Below are 11,911 nucleotides of genomic sequence, written 5' to 3'. Positions count from 1 at the left end.
TCGGGCTGGGCTCCTTCACCAGCGGCGAGAACAAGCTGGACAGCCAGCTCGCCGCCGCGGTGATGGGCATCCAGGCCATCAAGGGCGTCGAGATCGGCGACGGCTTCGAGACGGCACGCCGTCGCGGCACCGTCGCCCACGACGAGATGTACCCCGGACCGGGTGGCGTGATGCGTTCCACCAACCGCGCCGGCGGTCTGGAGGGCGGCATGACCAATGGCCAGCCGCTGCGGGTGCGGGCCGCGATGAAGCCCATCTCGACGGTGCCGCGCGCTCTGGCCACCGTCGACATGGCTACCGGCGACGAGGCCGTCGCCATTCACCAGCGCTCCGACGTGTGCGCGGTGCCCGCGGCAGGCGTGGTCGTCGAGACCATGGTCGCCCTGGTGGTGGCCCGCGCGGCGCTGGAGAAGTTCGGCGGCGACTCACTGGCCGAGACCCGCGCCAACGTCGACAACTACCTGCACGCCGTCGCCGACCGCGGCCATTCAGGAGAGCAGGCGTCGGGCTGATGGCGCCCAAGGCCGTCCTCGTGGGCATGCCCGGCTCGGGCAAGTCCACCATCGGACGGCGCCTCGCCAAGGCACTCGACGTGCCGCTGCTCGACACCGACGTCAAGATCGTCGAGACCACCGGCCGCAGCATCGCCGACATCTTCGTTGACGGCGAGGACGAGTTCCGCCGCATCGAGGCAGACGTAGTTCGCGCGGCCCTGGCCGAGCACGACGGGATCGTGTCGTTGGGCGGCGGCGCGGTGACCTCCGCCGACGTGCGCGAGGCGCTCGCCGGTCACACCGTGATCTACCTGGAAATCAGTGCCGCCGAAGGTATTCGGCGCACCTGCGGCGGCGCCGTGCGCCCGCTGCTTGCCGGCGGCGACCCGGCCGAGAAGTTCCGCACGCTGATGTCCGCGCGGGTTCCGCTGTACCGTCAGGTCGCCACGATGCGGATCAACACCAACCGGCGCAACCCCGGCGCGGTGGTGCGCCACATCGTGCACCGACTCAACTGCACCACGCCGGAACCCCAGCAGGGCCGACGCCGACGCAGGCCCGCGTGGCGCAGGCTGCCGACCGTGTTGAATCCCGCCCCCACCACCGAGGCCCCGCCGAGTCCCTCGGCGCTGGCCCGCCGAGCGGAAGCGCGCAATGACTGAACCCGTGACCGTCGACGTCCTCGTCGAGCGGCCGTACCCGGTGATCATCGGCACCGGGTTGCTCGACGACCTGACCCGTGTGCTCGACGGACGTCACAAGGTGGCGATCCTGCATCAGCCGGTGCTGACCCAGACCGCCGAGGCGATTCGTGATCACCTGTCCGAGAAGGGCATCGACGCGCATCGCATCGAGATTCCCGACGCCGAGGCAGGCAAGGAACTGCCGGTCGTGGGCTTCATCTGGGACGTTTTGGGCCGCATCGGAATCGGCCGGCGCGACGCCGTCGTGAGCCTGGGCGGGGGAGCGGCCACCGACGTTGCAGGCTTCGCCGCTGCGACCTGGCTGCGAGGCGTCGACATCGTGCACGTGCCGACGACGCTGCTGGCCATGGTCGACGCGGCCGTCGGCGGCAAGACCGGGATCAACACCGACGCGGGCAAGAACCTGGTGGGCGCCTTTCACCAGCCGCTCGCGGTGCTCATTGACCTGGCCACCCTGGAGACGTTGCCGCGCAACGAGATCGTCGCGGGCATGGCCGAGATCGTGAAGGCCGGCTTCATCGCCGACCCGGTGATCCTCGACATGATCGAGGCCGACCCCGAGGCCGCACTCGATCCGACCGGCAGCGTGCTGCCCGAGTTGATCCGGCGCGCAGTCGCGGTCAAGGCGGAGGTGGTGGCCGCCGACGAGAAGGAATCCGCGCTTCGCGAGATCCTCAACTACGGCCACACTCTGGCGCACGCGATCGAGCGGCGCGAGCGCTACCAGTGGCGCCACGGTGCCGCGGTCTCGGTGGGTTTGGTGTTCGCCGCCGAACTCGGCAGGCTCGCCGGGCGGCTCGACGACGCCACCGCCGACCGGCACAGGTCAGTCCTGACGTCGCTTGGGCTTCCGGTGAGCTACGACGCCGACGCCCTGCCACATCTGCTCGAGTACATGGCCGGTGACAAGAAGACCCGGGCGGGCGTGCTGCGTTTCGTCGTCCTCGACGGGCTGGCCAAACCGGGCCGTCTGGAGGGGCCGGACCCGGCCCTGGTTGCCGCCGCCTACTCGGAGATCGGAGTCCGGCCGTGACCGAGACCATCAACGTGATCAACGGACCGAACCTCGGCAGGCTCGGCCGCCGCGAGCCCGCGGTCTACGGCACCACCACCCACGACGATCTGGTTGCGCTGATCGAACGCGAGGCCGCCGAGCTTGGGCTGAAAGTCGTTGTCCGCCAGAGCGACAGCGAAGCCGAGCTGTTGGACTGGATTCACGCCGCCGCCGACGCGGGCGAGCCGGTGGTGCTCAACGCAGGCGCGTTGACCCATACCTCGGTGGCGCTGCGCGACGCGTGCTCGGAACTGAGCGCGCCGCTGATCGAGGTGCACATCTCGAACGTGCACGCGCGCGAGGAGTTCCGGCATCACTCATACCTGAGCGGCGTCGCGACGGGCGTGATCGTGGGGCTCGGCGTGCAGGGGTACCTGTTGGCGCTGCGCTATCTGGCCGGTTGCGGCTAGGACGACTTCTCGGCCTCGGTTGGCGCGGTCTCCGCGCCGACCGCCGCCGGCTCGCGCACGGCCTCGAACACGTCGGTGTCGGTGCGCTCGCTTTCGGCGCCATGCCGCTGGAACGGCGGGGTGTTGCGGTCGATGAGGAACCGGCCCAGCGACACGCCCGCGATGGCCGCCAGGAACGTCAGGAGCGCGGTGAACGCGGCGAACGTGGTGACCTCGTTGAGCAAGGCCTCGGCGTACAGGTTGTCGTAGAACAGCGAGATGAACCACGCGACAAGGCCGCTGACGATGCCGGCGAACAGCCCCGCGAGCAGCCACGTCATGGCCAGGTCGCCGCGCCGGTCCGGGTCGGGTTGGGCACTGGCGTCTGCGCGGCCGTCCATCAGCCCCCAGATGAACGCCGCGATGGCGAACAACACAACCAGGCTGACACTGATCACCAAAGCCTGTGTTTCCCAGGCGTTGATCATCGCGCCCTGCAGTAGACGGACGACGACCATCAGCGCCGCGAACGCCAGTCCGCGCAGCAACCACTTACTCATGAGGGCACAGCGTAGCGAGTAGCGTCAACACCTGTGACGATTTCACAGCGCCGGGACCGGCTGCGTCGCCGTTTGGTCGCAGCGGAGTTGGACGCCATGTTGGTAACGGACCTGGTCAACGTGCGTTACCTGTCCGGTTTCACCGGTTCGAATGCCGCGCTGCTGATCCTCGCCGAACACGAAACGCCGGTGCTGGCCACCGACGGGCGCTACCGCACCCAGGCCGCTCAGCAGTCGCCGGACGCCGAGGTCGTCATCGAACGGGCCTGCGGGCCGCACCTGGCGGCGCGCGCGGCGGCCTGGAACGTGCGTCGGCTCGGGTTCGAGAGCCACGTCGTCACCGTCGACGGTCACACGATCCTGCAGAAGGCGGCAGGCGAGACCACGTTGGTCCGGGCCGCGGGAACCGTCGAGGCCCTGCGCGAGGTCAAGGACGCGGGCGAGATCGCCTTGCTCAGGCTGGCCTGCGAGGCCGCCGACGCTGCGCTCGCCGACCTGGTGGCTGCGGGCGGGCTGCGACCGGGCCGCACCGAGAAGGAGGTTGGCCGGGAGCTCGAGTCGCGGATGCTCGACCACGGCGCCGACGGAGTGTCATTCGAGACCATCGTCGCGGCGGGCCCGAATTCGGCGATCCCGCACCACCGGCCGACCGACGCCGTGCTGGCCGCGGGCGACTTCGTCAAGATCGACTTCGGCGCCCTGGTCTGCGGCTATCACTCCGACATGACCAGGACGTTCGTGCTGGCACCGGTGGCGCAGTGGCAGCTCGACCTCTACGAGCTGGTGGCCACCGCGCAGCGGGTCGGCCGCGATGCACTGTCGCCCGGTGTGTCGCTCAAGGGTGTCGACGGCGCATCGCGCCAGGTCATAGACGACGCCGGGTACGCCGAGAACTTCGGGCACGGGCTCGGGCACGGCGTCGGATTGGAGATCCACGAAGCGCCGGGAATCAGCGCGTCCGCCGCCGGTACACTGCTTCCTGGCTCTGCGGTGACCGTGGAGCCTGGTGTCTATCTGCCCGGCCACGGCGGCGTCCGCATCGAGGACACGCTGGTCGTGGGCAGCGAGGAAGCACCCACACCCGAATTGCTTACCCGGTTCCCCAAGGAACTGGCCATCCTTTAGGAGTATTACCGACCGTGGCTTCGACCGCAGACTTCAAGAACGGCCTCGTCCTGCAAATCGACGGGCAGCTGTGGCAGATCATCGAGTTCCAGCACGTCAAGCCGGGCAAGGGCCCCGCCTTCGTGCGCACCAAGCTCAAGAACGTGCTGTCCGGCAAGGTCGTCGACAAGACGTACAACGCCGGCGTGAAGGTGGAGACTGCGACCGTCGACCGGCGCGACACCACCTACCTGTACCGCGACGGCAGCGACTTCGTGTTCATGGACTCCCAGGACTATGAGCAGCACCCCCTGCCGGAGTCCCTCGTCGGTGATGCGGCGAACTACCTGCTCGAGGGCATGCCGGTGCAGGTCGCGTTCAGTGAGGGCGCGCCGCTGTACCTGGAACTGCCGGTGACGGTCGAGCTGATCGTGTCCCACACCGACCCCGGCCTACAGGGCGACCGGTCCAGCGCGGGCACCAAGCCCGCCACGATGGAGACCGGTGCGCAGATCAACGTCCCGCTGTTCATCAACACCGGCGACAAGCTCAAGGTCGACTCCCGTGACGGCAGTTACCTAGGTCGTGTCAATGCCTAACGGCTTCGGCCTCAGGACCGGAGCGCGGCTCCATGCCTGACCGTCGCGGCGACCGTGGCAGGCATCAGGCCCGCAAGCGCGCGGTCGACCTGCTGTTCGAGGCCGAGGCGCGCGGGCTGACCCCTGGCGAGGTGGCCGAGTCGCGCGGCCTGCTGGCCGAAGGCGATCCCGAAGTGTCGCCGCTGAACTCCTACACGGTGACGGTGGCCCGCGGGGTGACCGATCACACCGCGCACATCGACGACCTGATCTCCGCGCACCTGCAGGGCTGGACGCTGGAGCGGCTGCCCGCCGTCGACCGCGCGATCCTGCGCGTCGCGGTCTGGGAACTGCTGCACGCCGACGACGTCCCCGAACCGGTCGCCGTCGACGAAGCGGTCGAGCTGGCCAAGAGCCTGTCCACCGACGACTCACCGGGCTTCGTCAACGGTGTGCTCGGCCAGGTGATGCTGGTGACTCCACAGATCCGCGCCGCCGCCGCGGCGGTGCGTGCCACCCCGAAAGGCTAGCGATGAGCGTGCCGCAGGACTGGGCGCCCTACGAGACCCTGGAGGAAGCGGCAAGGGTCTACCTGCGTGACCCGGAACTGGCGCTGGATCAACTCCGCTCGCTGGTGGACTTCCCGTCGATCAAGTCGTTCATCATGTCCCGCGGCGAGACCGAGGAGCCCTGGGGCGAGGCGCTCTGGCAGGAGGTCGTGCTCACCGACGGCAGGCGCCTGATCATGTGGCGCGCCGACGACGAGTCGACGTCCACCGAGGGATATGAGCGCCGAACCTTGGACGCATCGGTGCGGACCATACTGCTGTCCACCATCACCGACCACATCCTCACCACGCAGTTCGACGTGCTCGACGACGGGACCCGGCGGTTGTCCGAGGTGCGCTTGAGGATGTACACCCAACTCATCACGCGCAGCCACCAGAAGTCGGCCACCGACACCGATCTGTTCTGCGAGTCGTTCCGCTACACCAAGACCGTCGACAACGGGGGGCTGGCCCAGATGCAACGTCTGCTGCAGTTCGGCCGGGGGTTGTCGCGTTCCATGTAGAGGCGTGCGCCTTTCACCGAGCCGGAGAATGTGAGTAATGCGGCAAGGCGATCGAATCGGCCGTCGTGAAGAACTTCTTTGCGGCGAAGCTGCGGAAGGGCCAGCGCTGCATCCACTTCATCACCTGCGCGGTAATCACGATGTCGGAGTTGGACTTCGGCGCGTAGCCGTCCACCCCCGCGGGGAGGTCCTGGCACCTGTCGACGTAAGGCCGCATCAGTCGTCCATAACCGGCCAGCGCGTGATCGACGTGCGCGGACGTCAGCACATCCGGCGCGGACCCGAGCTCCGCGCCAAGCAGGTACGAGCCGACCAACGCGAGGCTGGTGCCCATGCCGGACAGCGGCGACGCGCAGTACCCGGCGTCGCCGCACAGCGTCACCCGGCCTCGCGACCACGAGTCCATGTGGACCTGGGCGAAGGCGTCGAAGTAGAAGTCGTCGGCCTCCCGTGCGGCGGCCAACAGAGCGTCGCAATGCCAGCCGGCGCCGGCGAACCGATCGGCGAGCATTTGTCGTTGTGCGTCGAGATCGCGGCGGTCATAGGTCAGTGGGTCCGAGCGGAATGCCAACCCGGCCTTGGCGATCGACGGGTCGTGTGACGGGCGCAACGACGCGTTGAGTCCGCCGGCCGCTTGGTACATCAAATACCAGCCGTCCAGCCCGACACTATCCGGCGCGGTGAACCACGCGTTGTAGCCACCGAGTGGTTTGACGAACTGCTCCTCGGGGCCGAAGGCCAAGCGCCGCACCGCCGAATGCGGTCCATCGGCGCCGACGACGAGGTCCGCCTGCAGGGTCGTCCCGTCGGACAGGGTGGCCTCGACCGCGTCCTGCCTCTGGTTGAGCTCGTCGATACGGGTGTCGAACCGATACTCGACCCGGTCCTTGGTGGCCTGATACAGCACGTCGACCAGGTCGCCGCGCAGGATCTCCAGCTTCGACACCACCCCGTTGCCGTCGAACGCCTCGACCGGCATCTCGGCCCGTCGGCTGCCGTCGGCGCGGACCCACGCGATGCCGCGCTGTGCGAGTGAGCGGTCGACCATCTGATCGAGCAGCCCCATGCGAGCCACCGCGTCGCGTCCTGCGCCGCGCAGGTCGACCGTTTGGCCACCGGGACGGATGCCCGGCGCCAGCTCGACGATCACCACGCGGTAGCCATTGCCGGCAAGCCAGTGGGCGAGCGCAGGACCGGCGACTCCGGCACCGCTGATCAACACGGTCGGCTGTGTCATGACGCTAAGCGTATGACATACGCATTTCGCTGGCAATGGTGCCCCGGATCCGCCCGCCGACGTGGGTTTCGTCCGGTGATGCATTTGGGAAGCCTGTTGCCTTGCGGATCGCACGGACGTGTGCGACAGGACAACGACAGGGCGGTGTGATGAGCAACGAAACGGCAGAAGTGGTTCAGGAGCGACCGGCCGGCGGACTGGGCACGAGCCTCAAATCGCGTCACATCACCATGATCTCGATCGCCGGTGTGATCGGCGCGGGGTTGTTCGTCGGTTCCAAGAACGCCATCAAGGAAGCGGGACCCGCCGTCCTGATCTCGTACTTCCTGGCGGGCACCCTGGTCGTCCTGGTGATGCGGATGCTGGGCGAGATGGCGACCGCCAACCCCGACACCGGATCGTTCTCGGTCTACTCCGAGCGGGCGCTCGGTCCGTGGGCCGGCTTCTCGGTCGGTTGGCTCTGCTGGTGGTTCTGGGTGTTGGTGATCCCCGTCGAAGCGACCGCCGCCGCGGAGATCCTCACCAATCTCATCGGTGGCGCCCAATGGATCTGGGCCTTGGCCGTCACGCTATTGCTCACGGTCACCAACCTCGCCAGCGCCGGCAACTACGGCGAGTTCGAGTTCTGGTTCGTGCTCATCAAGGTGGTCGCCATCGTGGCGTTCATCGCCATCGGTCTGGCGGCCATCTTCGGGGTGATCCCGGACTCGCAGGTCAGTGGTGTTCACCATCTGTGGGAGCCGGATGGCTTCATGCCCAACGGATTCGGTGCCGTGATCGCCGGACTGCTGATCACCATGTTCTCCTTCATGGGCACCGAGATCGTCACCATCGCCGCCGCCGAGTCGCCGAACCCGTCGGCCGGCATCAGCAAGGCGGTCAACTCCGTGATCTGGCGAATCTCGTTGTTCTACATCGGCTCGATCTTCGTGATCGTCGCACTGATGCCCTACGACCAGCTCGCTGACGGCTCCTACCAGTCCACGCTGCAAGCCATCGGCATCCCCGGCTCGAACTTGATCATGGACCTGGTGATCCTCACCGCCGTGGCGTCGTGCCTGAACTCCGCCCTGTACACCGCGTCCCGGATGCTGTTCTCGCTGGGCGAGCGCAGGGACGCACCCGAGGTGGTGCGCAAGGTCGCGGGCAACGGTGCGCCGTGGGTGGCGGTGCTGGCCTCGATGGTGGTCGGCTTCGTCGCCGTCATCGGCAATTACCTGTTGCCGGAGAAGATCTTCGGTTATCTCCTGGCGACCAGCGGCGCGGTCGCCTTGTTCGTCTACCTCGCCATCGCGTCGAGCCAACTGGTACTCGGCCGCAAGATGCGCTCGGAGGGGGAGCGGGCTCCGGTGCGGATGTGGCTGTTCCCGTACCTGACCGTCGTGACCATCGCGGGCATCGTCGCGATCCTCGTACTGATGGCCTTCGATCCCGGACAGCAGCAGGCTATCGCGCTGTCCGCGATCTCGGCGGCGTTCATCGTCGGCGCAGGCGTGGTGGTGCACCGCCGCCGCAGTCGCGAACGCTCGCCGGTCCGAACCGGGTAACTCTTCCCCGGCGCACAACCCGTCCACACCGCGCACCTAGGTCGCGGGCGTTGACTGATGTCATGAACCGCGAGACATCTGCCGCCGCAACCACTGTCGTCCTCGTGCTGGACGGCGACACCGATGCCGGATATCGGATGGCACGCAAGCTGCTGGCCGACGGGTGCCGGGTCGCGGTGGTCGCCCGCCACCCGGGCGACGTGGTCAGGGTGATGCACGGCTATCCCGCCGACCGGGTCATGGCCATCGCGGCGGACATGACGGACCAACGGCAGTGGAGTCGGGTGACCGAGCGGGTGATCGCCCGGTTCGGTCGCATCGACACCGTCATCCCCGCCGAGGACACCGCGCTACGCATCTCGGCCTAGCGGGACTCAGGCTTCCAGCGACTTGTACGTGCTCCGGACGAACCGTGGCTGGGCCGACTGCAGCTTGGCCATCGAGGTATTGCCCGCCACCGCGGCGGCAGCCGTGTCGGGGTTGAGATCGGGATGGTTCTGGATGAGATACAGAATGATCAGGTCCAGCGACGGATCGGCCTGCCACCACGTCCCGTACGCACCAGGCCAACTGAACGTGCCCAACCCGCCGGGCCCGTACAGCTGCCGTGACTGCGCGGGGTCGGTCACCACCGACAGGTTCAACCCGAATCCGCGGCCACGCCAGAACGGCATGCCCAGGAACGGATACTGCTTCTGCTCGTGGGTCAGACGGTCGGTGCGCATCAACCGCACCGACTCCTCCGAGAGCACCCGCACACCGTCCACGGTGCCATTGCCGAGCAGCATGCGGACGAAGGTGAGGTAGTCGTCGGCCGTCGACCACAATCCGGCGCCGCCCGCGCAGAACGTCGGCAGTTGGACCGGCGCCGGCCCCATCGCGTCGTCATGCAGCACGTCATCCGCGTCGAGCTTGTACATCGTCGCCGCCCGACGCCGCCCGTCCTGGCTCACCGCGAAGCCGGTGTCGGTCATGCCGAGCGGTGCGCAGATGTGTTCGGCCAGAACGTCCGGCAGCGGCTTGCCCTCGATCCGCGACAACGCGATTCCAAGCACGTCGGTGGCGTGGCTGTAGGTGAGGCGGTCACCGGGCTGATGGGCGAGCGGCAGCCGGGCGAGTTCGGCCAGCCAGCGGTCCTGGTCCTGGCGGAACATCAGCTTTCCGTAGGCCCGGCTGAGCGGCGGGCCCACCGAGAACGCGTACGCCAGGCCGCTGCGGTGCGTCATCAGGTCGTCGAACGTGATCGGCCGTCGCAGGGGCACCGTCCTGTCCAGCGGCCCGGCCGGGTCGGCCATCACCCGCAGGTCGGCGATCTCGGGCAGATACTGTGCCACGGGATCGGTCAGCGCGAACTTGCCCTCCTCGACCAGCGCCATCGCGGCAGCCACCGTCACGGGCTTGCTCATCGACGCGATCCGGAAGATGGTGTCGCGTTGCATCGGCAAGCCGGCGTGGATGTCGCGGTGGCCGAGTTCGTTGACCTGCAACACCTTGCCGCCCTGCCACACGACGGTGACCGCACCCGCGAGCAGACCCGCGTCGATCACCTCGCGGATGGACGCCTGGTTGCCGTCGAGATTCACCGTGTCAGCGTACTCAGCGACGCGCGGCCCGCAGCAGCCAGAACGTTGCGGGGGTGCCGTCGGGAGGGAGCTGTACGGTCTCCGAGTCGAGCGACGCGATGTCCCAGCCTGCGTCGCCGAGCGTGTCGCGCAGCGTCTGCTCGGACACCATCGGCCGCGGCCAGTCCTGGCCCTGGGCGTTGGCGTCGGAGAACGCGCTGAGCAGCAGCGTGGCGCCCGGGCGGGTGGCCCGGTGCACGGCCGCGGCGTAGCCGCGCTTCCCGTCGTCGTCCAGGCAGTGGTACATCCCGCTGTCGATGACGGTGTCGAAGGCGTTGGTGTAGCCGTCGAGCCTGGTGGCATCGGCCACGGCGAACCGAACTTCGACGCCTGCGTCGCCGGCGCGCCGTTCGGCGGTGACCAGGGCGGTCGGGGAGATGTCCAACCCGGTCACCGAATGGCCCTTCCCCGCCAGGTAGACGGCGTTGTCGCCGAGCCCGCAGCCGATGTCGAGCACCTCGCCTCGGACCAGTCCCGCCTCTTGCCAGCCGACGACAGTCTCCTTGGGAGCCTTGGTATCCCACGGTGGTGTGGTGATCGCCGGCACACCGTCGGCGGGGCTTTCCCCGCGGTAGAGGGCGTCGAAGTCGAACTGGGGAACGTTGGGGGAGGACGTCGGACCTGTCATTTCCGCCAGCGTAGCGCGCGGTGTTAAGCTGCCCGGCAGTTCGACGTCCTTTAACGATCCGTCCAGAGAGGCGGAGAAGGAGGTCCAGGTCATCTTGGGTGTCTCAGATGTTCCGGCCGCGCCCATCCCCGACCGGGAATTGATGTCCGCCGCTGACGTCGGCCGGACCATCTCGCGCATTGCGCATCAAATCATCGAGAAGACCGCGCTGGACGGCCCCGACGCGCCGCACGTGGTTCTGCTCGGCATCCCCACCCGTGGTGTCACGCTCGCCGCCCGGCTGGCGCGCAACATCTCCGAGTTCGCCGGAGTAGTGGTGCCGTCCGGCGCGCTGGACATCACGCTCTACCGCGACGACCTCAACATCAAGCCGCCCCGGCCGCTGGAGGACACGTCGATTCCCGACGGCGGCATCGACGACGCGGTGGTGGTGCTCGTCGACGACGTGTTGTACTCCGGCCGTACCGTGCGCGCCGCTCTCGACGCACTGCGTGACATCGGCCGACCGCGGGCGGTTCAACTGGCCGCCCTGGTCGACCGGGGCCACCGGGAACTGCCGCTCCGCGCGGACTACGTCGGCAAGAACGTACCGACCTCCCGCAGCGACAACATCAAGGTTCTGTTGACCGAACACGACGGCCGCGACGGCGTGCTGATCGCCAACACCGGAGGTCCCGTTCGATGAGCACGAGACATCTCCTTTCGGCGGCCGACCTGACCAGGGACGAGGCGACCGCGATCCTGGACGACGCCGACCGGTTCCGCGAAGCCCTGGTCGGTCGCGAGGTCAAGAAACTCCCGACGCTGCGCGGCCGCACGGTGATCACGATGTTCTACGAGAACTCCACCCGCACCCGGGTGTCCTTCGAGGTCGCGGGCAAGTGGATGAGCGGCGACGTGATCAACGTCAGCGCGTCGAGTT

Annotated in this window: 14 protein-coding genes and 2 pseudogenes; 12 read left to right on the top strand and 4 right to left on the bottom strand. The window is 68.1% G+C overall.

The features are described 5' to 3' along the window. The 4 genes and pseudogenes from QOC69_RS13335 to aroQ all read left to right on the top strand — a co-directional run. Positions 1-512 (top strand): chorismate synthase (locus QOC69_RS13335; RefSeq protein ID WP_526440181.1); only part of this gene is annotated, 512 nt, incomplete at its 5' end. Continuing rightward, a pseudogene (locus QOC69_RS13330) lies at positions 512-1,021 on the top strand (shikimate kinase); the annotation flags it as partial. The gene QOC69_RS13335 and the pseudogene QOC69_RS13330, both read left to right, overlap by 1 nt. 127 nt (positions 1,022-1,148) lie before the next feature. After that, on the top strand, positions 1,149-2,231 hold the full coding sequence (gene aroB / locus QOC69_RS13325; RefSeq protein ID WP_526440179.1) for a 3-dehydroquinate synthase: 1,083 nt from the start codon (positions 1,149-1,151) through the stop codon (positions 2,229-2,231). After that, positions 2,228-2,662, top strand: coding sequence for a type II 3-dehydroquinate dehydratase (aroQ, locus tag QOC69_RS13320; protein ID WP_526440177.1), 435 nt, complete (start codon positions 2,228-2,230; stop codon positions 2,660-2,662). The genes aroB and aroQ overlap by 4 nt, the downstream gene beginning before the upstream one ends. Here the strand turns inward: aroQ and QOC69_RS13315 are convergent. Further along, positions 2,659-3,201: a B-4DMT family transporter gene (locus tag QOC69_RS13315; protein WP_526440175.1), complete on the bottom strand. Its 543-nt coding sequence runs from the start codon at positions 3,199-3,201 to the stop codon at positions 2,659-2,661. The genes aroQ and QOC69_RS13315 overlap by 4 nt on opposite strands. A 33-nt stretch (positions 3,202-3,234) precedes the next feature. Between QOC69_RS13315 and QOC69_RS13310 the strand changes: the two genes are divergently transcribed. From QOC69_RS13310 to QOC69_RS13295, 4 genes are read left to right on the top strand one after another with little or no spacing between them, the layout of a single operon-like run. Then, positions 3,235-4,326, top strand: coding sequence for a M24 family metallopeptidase (locus QOC69_RS13310; RefSeq protein ID WP_526440173.1), 1,092 nt, complete (start codon positions 3,235-3,237; stop codon positions 4,324-4,326). Between the two features lie 14 nt (positions 4,327-4,340). Next, positions 4,341-4,904, top strand: coding sequence for an elongation factor P (gene efp / locus QOC69_RS13305; protein ID WP_526440171.1), 564 nt, complete (start codon positions 4,341-4,343; stop codon positions 4,902-4,904). A 32-nt stretch (positions 4,905-4,936) separates the two neighbouring features. Beyond that, positions 4,937-5,413 (top strand): transcription antitermination factor NusB, encoded by a 477-nt coding sequence (gene nusB / locus QOC69_RS13300; RefSeq protein ID WP_526440169.1) that lies wholly within the window; start codon positions 4,937-4,939, stop codon positions 5,411-5,413. A gap of 2 nt (positions 5,414-5,415) precedes the next feature. Then, a complete protein-coding gene (locus QOC69_RS13295) occupies positions 5,416-5,955 on the top strand; it encodes a hypothetical protein (RefSeq protein WP_526440167.1) in 540 nt (179 codons plus the stop codon). Between the two features lie 13 nt (positions 5,956-5,968). Here QOC69_RS13295 and QOC69_RS13290 read toward each other — a convergent pair whose 3' ends face one another. Then, positions 5,969-7,192 (bottom strand): FAD-dependent oxidoreductase, encoded by a 1,224-nt coding sequence (locus QOC69_RS13290; RefSeq protein WP_526440165.1) that lies wholly within the window; start codon positions 7,190-7,192, stop codon positions 5,969-5,971. 149 nt (positions 7,193-7,341) lie between these two features. Between QOC69_RS13290 and QOC69_RS13285 the strand changes: the two genes are divergently transcribed. Both QOC69_RS13285 and QOC69_RS13280 read left to right on the top strand, forming a co-directional pair. Continuing rightward, positions 7,342-8,739, top strand: coding sequence for an amino acid permease (locus QOC69_RS13285; protein ID WP_526440163.1), 1,398 nt, complete (start codon positions 7,342-7,344; stop codon positions 8,737-8,739). A gap of 62 nt (positions 8,740-8,801) precedes the next feature. Then, the gene (locus tag QOC69_RS13280; RefSeq protein ID WP_526440161.1) at positions 8,802-9,107 is read left to right on the top strand and encodes an SDR family NAD(P)-dependent oxidoreductase; all 306 of its coding nucleotides are present in this window, start codon (positions 8,802-8,804) and stop codon (positions 9,105-9,107) included. 6 nt (positions 9,108-9,113) lie between these two features. Here QOC69_RS13280 and QOC69_RS13275 read toward each other — a convergent pair whose 3' ends face one another. Then, positions 9,114-10,322, bottom strand: coding sequence for a serine hydrolase domain-containing protein (locus tag QOC69_RS13275; protein ID WP_526440159.1), 1,209 nt, complete (start codon positions 10,320-10,322; stop codon positions 9,114-9,116). A 13-nt stretch (positions 10,323-10,335) separates the two neighbouring features. Beyond that, on the bottom strand, positions 10,336-10,989 hold the full coding sequence (locus QOC69_RS13270) for a class I SAM-dependent methyltransferase (RefSeq protein WP_526440157.1): 654 nt from the start codon (positions 10,987-10,989) through the stop codon (positions 10,336-10,338). A 94-nt stretch (positions 10,990-11,083) separates the two neighbouring features. Between QOC69_RS13270 and pyrR the strand changes: the two genes are divergently transcribed. After that, positions 11,084-11,674 carry a bifunctional pyr operon transcriptional regulator/uracil phosphoribosyltransferase PyrR gene (gene pyrR, locus QOC69_RS13265; protein ID WP_526440155.1) on the top strand — a complete coding sequence of 197 codons (591 nt, stop codon included), beginning with the start codon at positions 11,084-11,086 and terminating at the stop codon, positions 11,672-11,674. Continuing rightward, positions 11,671-11,911, top strand: a pseudogene (locus tag QOC69_RS13260) (aspartate carbamoyltransferase); the annotation flags it as partial. The gene pyrR and the pseudogene QOC69_RS13260, both read left to right, overlap by 4 nt.

The sequence above is a fragment of the Mycobacterium sp. genome (assembly GCF_032162105.1).
Classification (GTDB): Bacteria; Actinomycetota; Actinomycetes; order Mycobacteriales; family Mycobacteriaceae; genus Mycobacterium.
Note: the sequence above shows the minus strand (reverse complement) of the source record. Positions and strands in the feature narration are given on the sequence as shown.